At 50.0% G+C, this 17,300-nt stretch carries 15 protein-coding genes and 1 pseudogene; 8 read left to right on the top strand and 8 right to left on the bottom strand.

Features of this window, described 5'->3' with window-relative positions; all coding sequences use genetic code 11:
* Positions 1-17 precede the first annotated feature (17 nt).
* Positions 18-2,738: a tetratricopeptide repeat protein gene (locus HUN05_01660; GenBank protein ID WDP84026.1), complete on the top strand. Its 2,721-nt coding sequence runs from the start codon at positions 18-20 to the stop codon at positions 2,736-2,738.
* Positions 2,735-4,081, top strand: coding sequence for a hypothetical protein (locus tag HUN05_01665; GenBank protein ID WDP84027.1), 1,347 nt, complete (start codon positions 2,735-2,737; stop codon positions 4,079-4,081). The genes HUN05_01660 and HUN05_01665 overlap by 4 nt, the downstream gene beginning before the upstream one ends.
* Here HUN05_01665 and HUN05_01670 read toward each other — a convergent pair.
* Positions 4,078-5,247, bottom strand: a complete 1,170-nt coding sequence (locus HUN05_01670) for an IS4 family transposase (GenBank protein ID WDP87879.1) — start codon at positions 5,245-5,247, stop codon at positions 4,078-4,080. The genes HUN05_01665 and HUN05_01670 overlap by 4 nt on opposite strands.
* A gap of 340 nt (positions 5,248-5,587) precedes the next feature.
* Between HUN05_01670 and HUN05_01675 the strand changes: the two genes are divergently transcribed.
* From HUN05_01675 to HUN05_01690, 4 genes are all read left to right on the top strand, one after another.
* Positions 5,588-5,824, top strand: coding sequence for a hypothetical protein (locus HUN05_01675; protein ID WDP84028.1), 237 nt, complete (start codon positions 5,588-5,590; stop codon positions 5,822-5,824).
* Positions 5,825-5,869: 45 nt separating this feature from the next.
* Complete coding sequence (locus tag HUN05_01680) at positions 5,870-7,834, top strand: hypothetical protein (GenBank protein ID WDP84029.1); 1,965 nt, start codon at positions 5,870-5,872, stop codon at positions 7,832-7,834.
* 141 nt (positions 7,835-7,975) lie between these two features.
* Positions 7,976-8,860, top strand: a complete 885-nt coding sequence (locus tag HUN05_01685) for a MaoC family dehydratase N-terminal domain-containing protein (protein WDP84030.1) — start codon at positions 7,976-7,978, stop codon at positions 8,858-8,860.
* Complete coding sequence (locus HUN05_01690) at positions 8,857-10,566, top strand: acyl--CoA ligase (protein ID WDP84031.1); 1,710 nt, start codon at positions 8,857-8,859, stop codon at positions 10,564-10,566. The genes HUN05_01685 and HUN05_01690 overlap by 4 nt, the downstream gene beginning before the upstream one ends.
* Positions 10,567-10,667: 101 nt before the next feature.
* Here HUN05_01690 and HUN05_01695 read toward each other — a convergent pair whose 3' ends face one another.
* The 6 genes and pseudogenes from HUN05_01695 to HUN05_01720 all read right to left on the bottom strand — a co-directional run bounded on the left by HUN05_01695 (position 10,668) and on the right by HUN05_01720 (position 14,265).
* Complete coding sequence (locus tag HUN05_01695; GenBank protein ID WDP87880.1) at positions 10,668-10,913, bottom strand: response regulator transcription factor; 246 nt, start codon at positions 10,911-10,913, stop codon at positions 10,668-10,670.
* Positions 10,866-11,237, bottom strand: a pseudogene (locus HUN05_01700) (PilZ domain-containing protein). Before HUN05_01700 ends, HUN05_01695 begins: the two are co-directional and overlap by 48 nt.
* A gap of 102 nt (positions 11,238-11,339) precedes the next feature.
* Entirely contained in the window at positions 11,340-12,458 is a 1,119-nt protein-coding gene (locus HUN05_01705) for an ISAs1 family transposase (GenBank protein WDP84032.1), read from the bottom strand.
* A 323-nt stretch (positions 12,459-12,781) separates the two neighbouring features.
* Positions 12,782-13,048 carry a DksA/TraR family C4-type zinc finger protein gene (locus HUN05_01710; protein WDP84033.1) on the bottom strand — a complete coding sequence of 89 codons (267 nt, stop codon included), beginning with the start codon at positions 13,046-13,048 and terminating at the stop codon, positions 12,782-12,784.
* Positions 13,049-13,084: 36 nt separating this feature from the next.
* Positions 13,085-13,537 (bottom strand): Lrp/AsnC family transcriptional regulator, encoded by a 453-nt coding sequence (locus tag HUN05_01715; protein ID WDP84034.1) that lies wholly within the window; start codon positions 13,535-13,537, stop codon positions 13,085-13,087.
* A gap of 122 nt (positions 13,538-13,659) precedes the next feature.
* Positions 13,660-14,265, bottom strand: a complete 606-nt coding sequence (locus tag HUN05_01720; GenBank protein WDP84035.1) for a bifunctional metallophosphatase/5'-nucleotidase — start codon at positions 14,263-14,265, stop codon at positions 13,660-13,662.
* Positions 14,266-14,413: 148 nt separating this feature from the next.
* Between HUN05_01720 and HUN05_01725 the strand changes: the two genes are divergently transcribed.
* Complete coding sequence (locus HUN05_01725) at positions 14,414-15,727, top strand: ATP-binding cassette domain-containing protein (protein ID WDP84036.1); 1,314 nt, start codon at positions 14,414-14,416, stop codon at positions 15,725-15,727.
* A gap of 66 nt (positions 15,728-15,793) precedes the next feature.
* Here the strand turns inward: HUN05_01725 and HUN05_01730 are convergent, their stop codons facing one another.
* A complete protein-coding gene (locus HUN05_01730; GenBank protein ID WDP84037.1) occupies positions 15,794-16,819 on the bottom strand; it encodes a HAMP domain-containing histidine kinase in 1,026 nt (341 codons plus the stop codon).
* A gap of 37 nt (positions 16,820-16,856) precedes the next feature.
* On the opposite strand from HUN05_01730, the gene HUN05_01735 reads away from it, so the two are divergent.
* A complete protein-coding gene (locus HUN05_01735) occupies positions 16,857-17,264 on the top strand; it encodes an IS6 family transposase (protein ID WDP84038.1) in 408 nt (135 codons plus the stop codon).
* Positions 17,265-17,300 lie beyond the last annotated feature (36 nt).

A 17,300-nucleotide genomic window follows, 5' to 3' on the forward strand; every position in this document is an offset into this window, starting at 1 on the left:
AGAACAAGGAGGGCTTCATGAACCTCAAAAAACACTTAAGATTGTGGCTGCTGGCCCTTGTCCCGATTCTTCTGGCAGTCTTTTCCACCTCAGCCATCTGCCAGGAAATCAATCTGGACAAGATGAAAAAAGCAGGGGACCTGGTCTGCTACCAGTCCCTGAAAGAACCGGCCGTTTGGTACTATCTGCCGGATCAGCCGCGGCTGGCCCAAAAAAACGGCAGGCCCCAGTTTTCTTTTATGAAGTACAGCCGCACGGACAAACAGGGCAAGGCCGGGACCCATGCCGCCCAGGGCGGGGGCGTTGTCCATTTCCTGGTCACCTACGGGGTAACGAAAGACAGGGTCAGGGCAGCGGAAAGAAGGCTTCAGGAAGACTATCCCGAAGCAACCATCCAGGGTCCCATTGTATACAGAAAGGGCAGCTTTGCCCTGATCACCTCCTTTACCCAGGACCAGGACACCCTGGTCAGAACGGTTGCCGTTGGCAAGGCCCCGCTCATGGAAGGTCAGAAGGCGGCCGTGTCCATGGCCCTGTCCCGGGAAGGGGCCCAACTTTTATGGGAATCCTTTAAAAGCGATACACCTGACATCTCCCTGGTTTTTGACATGGAATTTGCCGGGGTCAGAGAACCCTATGAAGCCACCATTGAAGCGGACTGGTCAAGGGTGTCAAAACATAAACGCCTCAAGGCGGGAGTTAAATATTCCTGGTTCGGGGCGGACGTGGACATGCTCTTTCAAGAACTTCGCCAGGACGGTGCCATTAAAATCACCACCAAGGGCGAAAACGCCAGTATGGATAAAATCGTTGAAAGCGCCCATGCAAAACTGCTCCAGGTCATGTTTGACCCCGCACCGGTGGATGAACTTAACCGGGCGGCGGCTGAAAAAGACTCGTACTCCAGCCTCAACCAGGCCATGAAAATGATCAAGGATTCAAGGCTCTCAAGCCGATCCTCTCTTAACCTTGATTCTCCTGATTTCAGGACCATGATGGCCTCTGTACTCAAAACCATCCTGTCCGAAAACATCTTGTCCAGCCTGCTCCTGCCCCGGGCTTATGCAGGGGATGTCGGCCCCACCCTGCCGCCCTTGCCTGGAACCGGCAGCGTTACGCCATCAGGACAGGGAGACCAGGTCGAAAGCCAGCAAAGAGGATCAGAAACCGGTTCAGCGAGCCCACCCCAGCCCGGCATGACACGTGGGGAACAAGAGGCAAGAGAACTCTTCCGCCAGGGAGAGCAGCATTTTAATAATAAAGAATACCAGCAGGCCCTTGATGCCTTTATGGAATCCGAAGAGATCCACCAGGTAAAGGTGAGCAGACCCACACCGGGCGGGGCCATGCCCAACAATATTGCCAACTGCCACAAACACCTGGGTCAATATGATGAGGCGGCAGACTATTACAGAAGAGCTGCAGAACGCTACGGCAGACAGACGGAAAGGGGCCGGCTCTGCCTGGCAGAGGCAGACCGCATGGAAGCCCGGGCCTCGGGCATCCCTTCCAGGGGTCTTGCACAAAACCCGGACCAGACCGCACCTGAGACCGCGGCCCAGGCCTACAACCGGGCCAGACGGGCAGCCCAGGAGGCAAGCGAAAGCAACTATGCCCCGGCCCAGACAAGGGCGGCCATTGAGGCCTATGAAAATTACCAAATCACCCATCCGGCTTCAGGACAGCGGGAACAGGAAATCCAAGGCCGGCTCAGGTCGCTGAACCGCCGCCTTGAAGCGGCAGGCGAATCCACTACCCCGGGCACGGGCGCCCTGGACATGCCCATACCGCCACCGGTACCCACCTCACCCCCGGGCAATACCCTGTCATCCACCCCCTCATCCGGATCCGGCAGCAGCAGAGCACCGGGCAGTTCGGTCGGCAGGACAGGCTCTCCAACAGCCCGACCGGCCAGCAGTTCCGCAGCAGCCTCCACACCACGGGCGGCGTCAGGGAGTTCCGGTTCAGGTCAAAGGGCGGCAGCCCCGTCTTCAGGCAGGGCACAACAGGCCTCAAACCAAAAGCCCGGGTTCTCCCTGGTGGCCTCCTACAAGATGAAAAACATCAAGCGAAGCGGTAAAATGGTTTACCAGATGAATCATTTCCGGTCTGAAAAACAAAGCTTCACCATGGCTGAAAACATCGGCAGCCTTTACTCGCGATATCAGAATGATGCCAGGATATTCAAGGCAATAACCATTGATGATCCCGTGTTTAAGCAACGGGAAATCCTGGTTACTCTGGACGGCCAGGATGCGGCCACATTTACCAAATATCTCAACTTTGTCACGGTAAAGATGAAAAAAAGACACCAGTCCGGAGAAAACACCATGGATGAGGTTGTCATTACGCCTGAAACCTTCAGCCAGAAGGCCAATGCCTTCAGTCTCAGCTACGGATACAAAGGCGACACAAACCGGGATCTCTGGCTGGGCTATGAATACCAGGTCATCTGGTCTTTCCACGGCGGGGTGGATATCCGCTCTCCATGGAAAAAAGAGACCAACCCCATGCTCTCCTTATTCCCGCCCCACCAGTACAAGGGGCTGACCATAGAAGGGGAAGGAGAGGCATTACGCCTGGCCAAGGTCCGCCATGCCCTGGTCACGGTGAGCAGCCGAATAAACAACAAACCCATTGCCACCCAGGCCACCATCAAAAACCTGGAATTAAAAGACCAGAGACTGGAAGGGGACATTCTTTACTGGGATGAGCTGCCCCAAGGAGGAAACTCATGACACAGACCTTTTATAAAAAATTTTCAGGACTGTTTATTTTCCTGGCCCTGATTTTTTTCCCTTTAAATGCCCTTGCCCTGGTCAATTACGAGGCAGGACGCCTCCAGATCAACGGGATTCTTTTACTCCAGGATGCAGCCGATCCCCACAACTATTACTATATCCCCCCGGCTCCCAGGGTTTCCCAGCGCAAGGACGGGGGGCTTGAACTCTCAGTGATCAAATTTGTGGATCCAGGCGGCGAAACCAGCGGCGGGCTTTTTCACATGCTCATCTCCCTGTCCCTGCCCCAAGAGGATCTGGCAGCACTTGAAGCTGAACTTAAAAAAATAAAGCCCAAGGGACGGCTGGCAGGGCCTGTTCCGTTAAAACAGGCGGCTGAGGGCAGTTTTTCCATTATTTCCGGCACCCTGAGCAATGACAAGTTCACCACCAGTATCATCTCTTCGGGCAGAGCCCCTGTGACCCCTGGATCAAAAGCGGCCGTGGCCGCCACCCTCTCCCCCCACGGGGCCACCCTGCTCTGGGAGTCCATACAAAAACCCACCTCGGATGTCTCGGTGGCGCTTCGCACCTATTATGAGGCCAGCCTTCCCTCTTTTGAGGCAAAAATCCATGCCCAAGTCTCCACGGTGTACACCCATTTTTCAAAAATCAAAAACCGCCAGGACGGGTATACCCGAAAACAGGTCAGGGATATTGTGGATGAACTGGTGAGAACCGGGGACATCAAGGTGGATGTGATGGACAGGATGCCCGAGGATACGGCCAACAAGGCCATGCAGTCCCTGGTGGACCTTATCACAGGCAAGCTCACCGAAATCATATTTGACCAGAAGACCGGGTTCACGGCCATCCCTAAAAAGGAAACAGCCGTGGCATCCGGCCAGATCAAGGGCCGCCAGAAAAAAGGATGGCTGGCCAAGCTGTTCACCTCCACGGGAAACCAAAAATATTTCACCGACAACCAATATGTCCTTAAAAACCGGAAAGACATTAACCGGGCCGTATTTTCCATCAATTTAAACCGTCGGGCCGTCATCCGGGTGCCCGTGGATACGGCCGGCAATATTTCAGGACTGTTCCAGGCCTTTGGCAAGGATCCGGACATGTTCCGGGTGGTCAACCTGGCAGACCCCGCCTTTCAGAAACAGGAGCTGTTCTTCAGGATTGACGGGGAATATTCAGGGGCATTTGAAAAAATCATGAACTTTGCCGGGGTCTCCATCCAAAAGATCTACAAGGGCCGGGCCGATGCCACAGGAGAACTTGTGTTTACAAGGGAGGATATCCGCCAGGGTATATTGAGCAAATCCTGGAAATATCCAGTGATGTCCGGTTAGGTTTTTGCTTGCTCAATAATTTTTTGATCTTTGACAATATTGTCCCTGTTTGAACTATGAGAGCCCTGCTCCTCGCAGCCAAACAGGTCATTTAGAATGGCGGTTCGCAGCTGCCGAACTCTTTTGATCGTGACCTTTTCATTAAACTGTTTTTGGCAATGGATTGCCAGTAACAGGTAAGTGATAAGGCCGCCAAGAATCTGAACCATAAGGCCGTATTCACTGCGGGCAATGAGATGATATACCTTCAGATGTTCTTTCCACCATTTGAAAAAATCCTCAATGGTCCACCGGAGTTTATAAATTGTTGCTATTTGTTCCGCTGTTAAATCATGCCTGTCAGTTGCCACATAGTATTTGACGCCAGCAATTTTATAGCCAACAACCCGAACAGGCCTTTTCGTCTGGTTTTGATTCGGAGTACCAAGTTTAACCAGTGCATCATAAAAAATGTAGCTGTCGGAAGGGGTCTCGTGGTTATCAATAATTGTTCTTGTTGTCCTGGTTTTTATACGGCAGACAAAATGTTTGCCTTGCTCCTGAAGCAGGTCAAATTCTTTATGGGATTGATATCCACGATCCATAACACCTGTTTGCCCCTTGGAAAGTATTTTGGGAACAAAAGTGCGTTCAGCGCCGTTGCCTTCAGTCAAAAAGATTTTGTTTGGGATTCCGTGATTAATGTCAAATCCGCAATGTACTTTGGCTTTTTTACTTCCTTTTCTGTAGTTCGCCCAGTGCATTGAAAGGACTGCATTTATGAGACTACCGTCAATGGAAACCAACTCTCCTAACTCGGCGTGTTCACCCGGATGACACTCAAGAGCCTGTTTATAAAGATCCTCAAAGATAAATTGCAGTTGTTCGAGTCCCCTGTGATTGATGGCTTCACAGAAACTACTACGGCTGATACCACCGTCTGGCGCAATATTTTCTTTAGCAAAAACATTCTCCTTGAGATCCTGAATTAAATGTCGGGCAGACTTGTGCTCCTGAAGATGGAAATAAACCAAAGCATTTATCTGGTCTTCGAATGTCATTTTTAAAGGGCGGTCTCCTCGAGATTGTAATTCCGGTGCTTTTGAAAGTGACTTTATCAGAGGGCACCTGAAATTGTCAAAGTTCAGGGACCGTAGTTGTTTTTTAGGGACTGAGATGTGCGTCATTTGAGCTCCTTGAGTTAAATTTTCAAGGCGCACAAAAATTTTTACGCACATTTGTCAACACAAAACAGACTGTTTTTTCAATGATTTTAGATGCTTTTTATATGCAACAACCTAACCGGACACTACTGGGAAATATCCAAGACTGGGGGAAAAAGGATCGGACTGGCTCAATTATAATTATTCCACCATCTGGTCCATCCAGGGCCGGCATAAGATCAGAGACCCGGAAGAGCCTGGAAAATGGCTGCCCAGCAGTGATCCCATTATCACCCTTGCCCCGCCCCTGGAACGGCTGGATCTTGAAATCGATGCAGACCGGTTTTTATTTGAAGACGCCAATATGAGAAGCGCCACCATTGAGATGCGCTACACCATATTCGGCACGGACAAAAAAGGGCGCTTTGCCGTGATGCGGGCAACGGATGCAGAGTCTGTATCAAGCCAGGTGCTCTTCCATGATCCCAAGACCCAGGTCCAGTTCAGGGTGAACTGGTATCCGGCAAAAGGATCGCCTGACAAAGGCGAGTGGACAGATCTTGATGATACTTACCTGGTGCTTTCACCCCCAGGGATTTAATTTTGGGAACCGCCGAAAATGCGGCCTAAGTTTAAGGAGGATAAAATGAAGCTGAACAGATTTTGCTTAGGAGTCCTGGTGTTGGGAATCCTGGGACTTTTACCTGCCCTGTCAGGGGCCACCGAGCAGATGACCTATATGAAGCAGTTTAAACCCCTTCAGATCAGTCCCAGCCAGACCATTCCCTCTTCAAGCACTGTCAAGGAGGTGGGAGGGATCCGATACGGCCAGCATGTTGACGTAAAGTTGTCCGACGGCACCACGGTCAGATGTTTTCCAGCCGCCACCAAAGATCCTGCCAAAAAATCAAAAAATTATTATTATCTTCCGGCAGATCCCAAGGTCTCCAGGGACAAGGACGGTACCCCGAAATTTTCAATGGTCAGGTTTGTAACGGATAAAACCGTGGCAGACGGCGGTGCCGAAGGGGCCATCATCCATTTTCTGGTGGAATACGGGCTGGATAAAAAACAGGTCAAGGAAACCGAAAAACTGCTGAAAAAAAAGGTCAAAGGCGCCAAGCTCAAAGGGGCAGTGCCTTTGGAAACCGGGGCGGAAGGCAACTCCTTTAACGTGGTTTCGGCCACCTTAACGGACAAGGGGTTCACCTCAACCCTGGTGACTTCTGGCAAAGCCCCTGTAATGGAAGGGCAAAAGGTTGCAGTGGCAGCAAAACTGGACGCCTACGGGGACACCCTGCTGGCCAAAAGCCTGGAACAGCCCACCACAGATATCTCCGTGGTTTTTGATCTTAAATACGTGGTCAAACTGCCGGCCTATGACGTCAGGGTAACCATCAACTACGATAAATATCACCTGCTTGAAAAAGAACATACCGAATCCAGGGAAAAAAAGACCAAGGTCAAAAAGTATTGGAATCCCAAATGGTACAACCTCTTTAAGGTCAGCTCCAGAAAAACCACCACCCTGACCGAGGAAGAGCAGACCCGGGCCCTTGACACCCTCCAGGAGTCGGGAGTGGTCACCTTTGACTATGTCCAGCATGTGCCTGATGCAGACAAGGAGATCGTTGAATCAGGACTTCACAAAATTGTGCTGGAATCCTTTTTTGATATGCAAAAACGGCTGGGGGAACCCACGGACGAGGAACTCTCCGACGAGGGAGATTCTGACTCGGATAAATCTGCCGAAGAACAGCACCGGAAAAATGCAGCCAAAGCCAGAAACTATAAGTACACGGTCTTTCAGAAAAAGGAAATCAAGCGGACCTCCACCCAGACCCTGAGCCTGAAAAAAGTGATAGTAAGGTACGAACACCACACCATGACCGGAAATGTGGGCACCTGGTATGCCAAATACAAGGACAATCCCAAGCTGGTCTCAGAGGTCAACCTGAACGATCCTTTTTTCCAGAGACGGGAGCTGCGGTTTATCATCGGCCTGACTGCCTATGATATTTTCAATGAGATGGTCAATTACGCCACAGTCCAGGTCAGGGTGCCCAGAAAAGGCCAGCGCCCCTTTATTGACGAGCTGACCATTGACAAAAAGTATCTGGAGGAAAACGGGCAGACCGCCATGCTCTCTTACGCCCGCATGGGTGATGATGAACAGGTCTATGACTATGCCGTCCAGTGGAGCCTGAGAGGGGGGCATCTGTATCCTAAAAAACCCCAGTGGAAAAAAGGGGAACTCATGACCGTGGATCTCACCGCCCCCATCAAACCGGTAACCATTGAGGCCGAGGCCGAACTTGACGAGCTCGAAGAGATGGGGATCGCCAGGGTCGGTATTGAGCTGAAATATAAACGGTTCGGTAAAACATTTATAGACAAAAAAGGCTTTGCCCTTTCCCCGGGTGTAGGGGAACCTGCGGTCTCCAAGGTCATCTACCAGGATGAAGACAGTGATGCTGTAGACTATCGTTTAATCTTTTACACCAAAAAAATCGGCAAGATCACGTCAGACAAATGGCAGAGGGTGGATGCGGATTTTATCTATTGCGCCCCCGGAGAAATGATATTGGAAAAACTTAAAAGCCTGTTGTAACGGCCCTCGTGGCTGGACCAGGGTAAAAATAAAAGGGCAGCGCCTTTGGTGCTGCCCTTTTTGCTTTGACAAACGCCAGGGACTGTGATTTAGGTGGGGTCGGAATATAAATTATCAAGCCCTTGTTTTTGGAGAAACGCCATGAAGCTTTCCAGTCAGATGGTCGGAACCCGGCTTAAACCCCATACCGCTGATATTTGTTGGCAGCAGACCACCAACTTTGCCGCAGGCATTGGGGATAACACCCCTCTTTACTTTGACGATACCCGGGAAAAAGGAATTATGGCGCCCCCCACCTTTCCTGTGGCCGTGACCTGGCCCGTGCTCAGCCGGCTGGGAGAATTTATCCATTCAGACAATTTTCCCAAGGAGGTGCTTTTCACCCAGGTCCACTATACCGAGCACCTGATAATCCATCGCCTGGTGCGGCCGGAAGACAGCCTTTTTCTGGACGGAGAAATTGTCTCCATCGCCCCCCACAGGGCAGGTACCCATGCGATAATCAAAATCAATGCTTCGGACCAGAAACACAGGCCCGTGTTCACCGAACACATCGGGGCCATGCTCAGGGGGGTGGACTGCGATCATGGCGCCGGATCAGAGTCTCTGCCCCAAGTGCCTCTGCCTGATCCCAGCAGCCCGCCCCCATGGACAAAACCGCTGCAGGTCGATCCTCTGGCCCCCTATGTATATGACGGGTGCACCAATATTGAGTTCCCCATTCATACCTCTCCAAAATTTGCCAAAGAGGTGGGCCTGCCCGGCATATTGCTCCAGGGCACCTGCACCCTGGCCTATGCGGTCAGAGAACTGATCAACACAGAGGCAGAGGCTGACCCTGAAACCGTCAAGGAAATTGCCTGTTCATTCACCGGCATGGTCCTGCCCGGTACCAAGATTGACATCTGCTGCCTGGAGACCCGAAAGGAAGATAGATTTACCCATATTTTTTTTGAAGTGCTCAATGCTGATAACCAAAAAGCCATCCGCAACGGCTATATGAAAATTGAAAGGACCCCCTCATGACAGCGCCCCAAAGACTTGCCAGACTCAACGATTACATTGACAAATGGGCAGCAGCCCGGCCAGACCATGTGGCCATGGTTCAGCATGAGGATAATAAACAGATCTCCTATAAAAAATTTGCCCAGCTCATTGATTTTTTTGCCCTGCGCCTGCTGGACATGGGCATCCAAGAGGGGGACCGGGTGGCCACCCAGCTGGTGCTGGTGCCCGAGCACATGATCCTCATGTATGCCTGTTTTAAAATCGGGGCGATTTTTGCGCCTCTGGATGTCAGACTCACCGAATCTGAAGTGGTCAGGGATGTCAATAAAATCCAGCCCAAGGCCTTTTTCTTTCTGGGCAACACCCCTGTCAAAGATTTCAGGGAAGTGGGAAAATCCGTTCTAAAAGACTGCCCCTCGGTAAAGCATTTGATCCAGTTCACTCCGGATCCAAAACCCGGAGACCTTGCACAGGGGGCCATGGCCATCACCGATATGATGGACAAAAAAAAGCTGATCTGGCTCAAACTCAAGGAGATGGTCACAGGAAGGCTTAAAAGCGCCTATGCCAACATCCACACAAGAACCCCGGCCCTGATCATCTATACCACGGGCACCACAGGAGAACCCAAACCCGCCGTGCTCTGCCATGAAAACATCATTGTCCAGAACCAGGTCCTGGCCCGGGGATTTGGCAGCGATGTCAAAGGCGAGGACTTTGTCTGTTTGGTCAATCTGCCCCCCTCCCATGTGGGCTGTGTCACCGAGACCTTTATGACCACCCTCTATCTGGGAGGCAAAACCGTTCTTTTGAGAATATTTGATGCCAAGGCCAGTCTGGAGGCCATCCAGACCCACAAGGTCACGGCTCTAGGCCAGATTCCCACCATGTTCCGCATGCTATGGAACCTGCCTGACTATGACGCCTATGATTTGTCCTCCCTTGAATTTGTGGCATACGGCGGATCTGCCGTGGACACCGGCTTTTTAAAACGAATGGCTGCCATGGCCCCGAAATTCGGCACCGGCATCGGCATGACCGAAAATGCAGGTTTCGGCACATTCACCCCCCATGACATTCCCATTGAGGAGATGGTCGGACAGGTGGGGCAAGCCTTTGACGACCTTGCCCGGGTCAGCATCAGAAAACCCATGAACGCCGACCAGACTGCCGGACAAGAAGTCCCTGACAATGAGATCGGAGAAATCTGCTACCACCCTCCCATTGTATTTTTAGGGTATTATAACCAGCCCGAGGCCACGGCGTCAGCCATTTCCAAGGAAGGCATCCTCTACACCGGGGACATGGGATTTTTCAAACCCATGGACGGATACAAGGCCTTATATCTTTCAGGACGGAAAAAATTTGTCATCAAGCAAAAAGGGTATAATGTTTTCCCGGGCGAGGTGGAAGAACATATCGCGGGGATGGAAGGGGTGGAAATCGCCGAAATCATCGGGATGAAACACACCCTGTTTGCCGAAGGCATATTTGCCTTTGTCCGACCCGAGCCGGGCAGAACCATCACCCCTGAAGATGTCATGGCCCATTGCAAGGCCATTGCCGCCTATAAGCGGCCGGCCCATGTGGAAATCTGGCCGTCTGACCAGGAATTTCCCCTGACAAGATCCACCAAGGTGGATAAAATAGGGCTCATCAAAAAAGCCGAGGCCATTGTGGAAGATCTGAGAAGCAAAGGGCTTTGGGATTCAGGTCAGGTATAAAAAACAATCAGGCCCCGGGAGGACACGCCGGGGCCTGCATCAAAAAGATCTGCCGTTGATACGGTCCCGGCCCTGATTAAGCCGGGTAGCAAAAAAAAAAATTAAAGGTGCTTGGCTGCCCATAGCGCCGCCTGGAGCCGCTGTTTTACATTGATTTTCCCAAAAATATTCTGAAGATGGGTTTTGACGGTATGGGGGCTGATAAACAATTCATCGGCAATCTTCTGATTGGAAAACCCCGATGAGATCAAATCAAGGATCTCTTTTTCCCGCCGGGTCAAGTCATGGGCTTTGGGCGCCGGGGTATCTGAGAGAAACTGGAATTCGCAATCCCTGCCAAAGGCCAGGGCGGTATTTTCGCCCGAGACCCTTACAACCTGGCCTTTAAGGGCAACCTTGGCCTTGTCCCCTTTTAATTCCCTGAGGGCTTCCAAGGGGATATCAATATCGATTTCCAGGGTGGTGCCCACGGCCATGGGCAGGTTGGTCGAAATCAATGCCCCGGAAGATGAAATATTCCGGGTTTTCAATGTCATTTTTGAGGTCTGGGTTACAGGATCACTCACCGTCAGGTTCATTGGGAGTTCAAGATTAAAACGTTCATTTTCCCTGCTGTTTTCCGGCACCATATCAATATCCTTGGGATCCAAATAAATTGAAGTTGATCTCATTTGTATATCACGAAATTGTCAATGTCAATCAAGACCTTGGACATAGCAGGGCTCACGCATGTAAATATTGTAAAGTGCCTATAGTTTTGATTGGTTCAAGTATCATCCAAACATAACTTCCTCCAGATATTTGATATCCATAGCAGCATTCAACCTTTTGGTTTTTACACTCCCTTTAAATGTCTTATTGTTCCGTAATAAATTTAATGCAATGTGCCGAATCGCTGCAAAATTCTCAGGAGAGTTCCCCTTTCTGACTCTGCTTTCGTCTTCACGGAACGCAATATCCAATACCCAATGCACTGAATTTTCAATTCCCCAATGCCTCCTGACAGCATTACCAAAAATATTGGGGTCGCTATCCAGGCTCGATATATAATATCGCTTTTCATGACTGATCTGGCCGTCCATTTCCCGGGTGGATTCAATCATTCCAATACTTTTCAAACCTTTCCAACTTTTTTTATCTTCAAACCAATCAATATCAGAGGTTATCACAGCCCTGCGCGTTTCGACTCGACCGTGCCCTCCGTCAACACTGGTCTGTTCATTAAACTGGTACCCCTGATTTTTCATTTCTTCCATTTTATTGAAAAAAAGTACCGCTTCATCATGCAAGGTTTTATGATTTTCTTTCAGGGCAAGGACATAGTCACACCCTTTGTTTATTATGGTTTCAGCGATTTTCTTTTGAGTGCCCATGGCATCAATGGTTATAATGCAGCCCGAGATATCTAAAAGTTTTAAAAGATTTGGAATGGCCGTAATTTCATTTGATTTTTCTTCGGTTTTTAATTGCCCTAAAACCACTTTATTAGACGAAGCCCACGCACTGATCATATGAATGGCTTTCTTATCATTGGAGGTATCGTGTGAACGCCTTAGAGTTTTGCCGTCGATTGCAATGACTTGACCTTTGGTCATCTTTGCAACCGACTGAACCCAGTGCATAAAACTGCTCTGAAATTCATTCGGGTTCATCCTTTCAAAAATTCTGCCAAAGGTGTCATGGGAGGGTATCCCATGGGGAAGGCTTAGAAATTTTGACAACCACCTTTTTCTCTTTTTGCCAAAGTTTTCAATTTGCTCATAAGTGTCTGCGCCAGCAACTACCGCACAAATTGCGATGATGACGACATCAATTAAATTATGAAGCTTATTGTGGTGTCTGGGGTCCTGAATATTGTCAAAAAAAGTTTCAAGAGATTTTTTTTCGTTCATTGGCAACTCCTTGTGTTTATTGCCATATATATCGTATCTGTGCAGCGATGTCTAGGAAAATTTTGTTCGATGCTCATATACTATAGCAAGCCAGGAGAGCCAGGCTGGGATAGGGTGAAGGGGGTGGAGTGGCGTAAATGAGCGGCCCGCCAGGACGGCATAGGTCCGATCATTTCCGCTTCTTAAGCGGTCAGGACGACCGCTTAAGATTTAACGGAATCCCCCTCACCTATTCCAGCCGGGTAAGGACGAATCTTAATAAAAGTTACATGCGATGACCCTGTTGGACATAGGGTTTTTAAATCTGCCTTGGGGTCTTTTCCTTATTTTAACTGGCTGTCCTTGCTTCCCTTTCGATTTATTCCGCCCTGTTTTTCCTGCCGGGTTTCCAGTTCAGCCTGGCAGGTCACACAGAGTCTTACCCCGGGCACGGCCTTCTGCCTTGCCCGGGGAATTTTTTCTTCGCACAGGGCGCAATGGGTCAGGCTCTTTCCTTTGGGCAGCCGGCTTCTTGCAAGCTTTACCCCGTCATCTATGCCTGCATCGATCTGCTCTTGTACGGCCCCGTCCCGGGCCCATCCCACTGCCATTGGGTTTCTCCTTTTACTTTTGGATCAGGTTTTGGCCTAATTTTCCTGATCTTCCCCCTTTGAGGAGGAAAGAACAATACTGGTCCGGGTTTTGCCAAAGGGGCTGAACCCTGCCACAACCGTTTCAAGATCAGCCACGGAACCCGCTTTTACCTTGAGAATAAAGGCGGACCGGCCACTGATATGATGGCATTCAATTACCTGGGAAATACGAGCCGCCGTCTGCTTGACCCGATCGTAAAGCCCGCAAGCCGCATCCAGTTCGATAAATGCCGTAACCCTGGATTGGGCGCGTTTTTTTTTTATCCTTGCATGGTATCCCAGGATAATGCCGGCCTCCTCCATCTTCCTGACCCGTTCGGTCACCGCAGGGGTGGACAGCCCGGCCACCTTTCCCAGACGGCTGTACGAAATCCTGGCGTCAGCCTCAAGGCTCTTGAGAATTTTTTTTCCAATGTCATCCATCAACTTGTCAAACCGGAAATCCATACACATCGTCTCTGGTAAAATTAATATTTATCCATACCTCTCCACATCTAAGCCAGGGCTTGTGAAGAAAATATGGTTGAAACGACTATACATAAAGATCAATTCTTTTATCAAGGGGATTTTCAATTGGCGGCCAGGGCAGAGATGTCCTCCCAGAAAGGGCAGCGGATCATTCTGTCATGATCCGGGCAGTCCCAGTTCCAGGGCCGATCCTTTAATGCGGTCACCACCCCCATTTCCCTGGCCAAAAACAAGGCCATCTCCCCTGAATCCTCAACGGCCAGGTCATAGGGCCTTGAGGCCAGCTCTGTCTTGGAAATGGCAATGGACAGATCATTTCCCGGGCGCTGGTACTTATCCACCATGATAAAATTATCATGGGGAACCCCCTGGTTTTCAAGCCATTCAAGGGTCACCTGCCGGGCAGAACTTGGCCGGCCCGTGACAATATCAATACAATGCCCCTGGTCCGCCCAGGATCTCAAGGTTTCCACGGCCCCGTCCACAGGCGCAAACCCTAAAAGAAAATCAGGCTGATGCACCCGGTCAAAAAAATAATGAAACTCATTTTCCGTGAGCTGAAAAGAGGCCCTCAGATCAAAGGAGGTCAGGGCCTCAAATGCCACCTTTCTTCCAAACTCCTGCTCCACAATCCGGGTATAGGTTTCAGTGGTTTTTGAAATCACGTCATCCACATCCACATATATTTTTTTGGGGGCTGTCTGCATTAGTTTTGTATTCTCCCGGATAAAATCCATACTCAAACCAGGGGCATGATCTCATGTCCAAAGATCCGGGTCAAGCCAGAGAGATTTTCATTTCTTTTTTACCTTTTTTTTCTTGCCTCATCCCGTTGAAACTGGTTGAATGCCTGGCATGAAAATAACGAATTATCACTCGGACAGGATAAAGATTGAATTTTTTGAGGCTTGTCCGGGTCAGGCCTGGTGTATTCACGGCAGCAACCGCTCAGGCATTGAAGATTTTTTCACCCTTTTGGCAGAAGAGACCGAAGAGACGTCCAAGAGCCAGATCCAGCGTCCCACTAGCTGCGGTCTATTTTCATTCGCCGATCAACAGGCCCGGTTTGAACAGGAATTAAAAAACAACGATACCGACTTCATGGACCGCATTGATCCGGGGACCCCGGCCAGGGACCTTCTCGTTTGCCCTGAAGACCACAGGGCACTGATCCGGGCCTTTGACCTGGACAAGGTTCTGGACCAGGGAATTTCACAGCTTTCCACAGGCCAGTACAGGAAACTGCTACTCTTGGCCCAGGGTATTCAGATCATCATCACGGTCCATAATCCCGAGGACATCCCTTGCTGGGCCACCCATCTAGGCATCATGGACCAGGGCCGGCTGGCATTTTCAGGCGAAAAGGATATTCTCCTCAACCACTGGCCCAGCCTCACGGTTCGACCTGACTTCAAGGTATCAATGGATGACATTCTAAAACAGGATAAAAAAAAATCCATGAACAGCCCAGCAACCGGGTCCAGAGAGGGCCAAGAACTGGTCCGCCTTGAAAACGGGAAAGCCGGCTACCTTGGAAAACCCGTATTTCAAAACCTTGACCTGGTTGTCTGCAAAGGCGACCATACCCTGATCTCAGGGCCAAACGGATGCGGAAAGTCCACCCTGATCCAGGTCATCACAGGGGATCACCCGGCCTGTTATCAAAACCGGCTATGGCTTTTCAACATCAGGCGGGGCACCGGGGAATCCATCTGGGAACTGAAAAAAAACATGGGCATTGTCAGCCCGGACCTGCACAAGAACCACATGGTGCCGGGCAGTGCCCTGGACTGTGTGCTTTCCGGGCTGTTCGACTCCATCGGCCTCTATACCAGACCCCAAAACGACCAGATAAAAACCGCCATGACATGGCTTGAACGGATCAACCTAAGGCATAGAGCCCAGACCCCGTTTCGCGCCCTTTCCTATGCGGACCAGCGGCTGGTGCTCATTGCAAGGGCCTTGATCAAACTGCCCTGCCTGCTCATTTTAGACGAACCCACCCAGGGACTGGACCGGGCCAACCGGGAAGCCCTGTTAAACTTTCTGGCCCGGGCAGAAGAAGAAAAAATCACCACCATCCTCTATGTCAGCCACCGCCAAGATGAGTTCAAAGATTTTTTTGTTCACCACTTGCAGATGGAAAAGCAATCATCAACCCAAGGTTAAACACCCGAACCTTTCATAACCTGAAGGTCAGAAACTGACAATTTGAGGGATCTGGATATTATCAGTTCAGGCCTTTTCTTGATCTGCAGGCAGGCAGATGGTAAATTTCGTTCCCTGGCCCGGGGTTGAAACCACGTCCATTTGTCCCTCATGATCTTCGGTCACAATAAAATAAGAGACAGAAAGACCAAGCCCTGTGCCGGCACTGGTCTCCTTTGTGGAATAAAAGGGCTCAAATATCCGTTTGCGCACCGTTTCTTCCATGCCCGGACCGTTATCCTCCACAGAGATGCAGCATCGCTCTTCTTTCTGGAAAATGCAGACATTAATTTCAGGAGATTTATTTTCCTCTTCTTCGGCCATGGCCTGGGCGGCATTTTTAAACAAATTCAGCAATACCTGCCTGATCTTGCTCTCCTCGCAAAGCGCCTTTTTCACCCCCGGCTCAACCTGCTTGCGGATATTGATTTTTTTAAAATCATACCCATCCTTCAGGGTAAAATCGGTCCGCACCAGACGTAAAGTCTTGTCCAGGACCGCTGAAAGATCCCAGGATTGCTTTTCCAACCCAGGCTTTTGAGCAAAGCTGAGCATATTATCCACGATTTCAGCGGCATTTTTTCCGGCCAAAAGCATATTGTCAAGCAGCCGTAAAATCCCCCTTTTTTCTGCATAAACCTTGATGGCGTCCATGGTGGTGCCCGCATCAAGGGCAGTTTTGTCATTGGCCAAAAGCCCCGGAGCCAGCCGGTTGACCACCACCTGGGCACTCTGTACCATCCCGGCCAGGGGGTTGTTGATTTCATGGGCCATGCCCGCGGCAAGGCCGCCCACGGAAAGCATTTTTTCAGACTGGATCAAAAGCTCCCGGGTTTGAACCTGTTCGGTCACATCCCTGACAAAGCATAGGATGGCTGATTTATTCTCCCATTGAATCAGGGATGCGCTCAAATCAAGGTAACGGGTCCTGTCCTGTTTATCCTTTCCCCTGACGTGAAAGGTCCCGATCACCTCTTTGGTCGCAACGGCTGAGGAATATCGGGCAATGGTTTTTTCGGTTCTGTTGCAAAAAATTATTAATGTCTGATACAAGTCCGTTTTGGCACTAATTTGTTTGCAGAGAGATAGTATGAAAAATGAAAACCCTTTCAAGTGGCGTCATTATGAAAAAGAAATCATCCTGTTGAATGTTCGCTGGTATCTGAGATATCAACTGAGTTACAGGAATCTGGAAGAGATGATGCAAGAACGGGGCTTGTCTGTGGATCACAGTACCATTTACCGATGGGTTCAGCGCTATGCTCCTGAAATGGAAAAGCGAAGCAGGAAGTATCTGCGGCAATCAAATGATTCTTACCGTATTGATGAAACATATATCAAGGTGCGGGGGAAAATGAAGTATCTTTACCGAGCGGTCGATTCCCGTGGAAATACCATCGATTTTCTTCTTCGCAGCAGACGTAATATGGAATCTGCCAAACGATTTTTTAAAAAGATGCTGCGAGCGGTTCTGTTGCAAAAAATTATTAATGTCTGATACAAGTCCGTTTTGGCACTAATTTGTTTGCAGAAA

The sequence above is a fragment of the Desulfobacter sp. genome (assembly GCA_028768545.1).
Taxonomy (GTDB): domain Bacteria; phylum Desulfobacterota; class Desulfobacteria; order Desulfobacterales; family Desulfobacteraceae; genus Desulfobacter.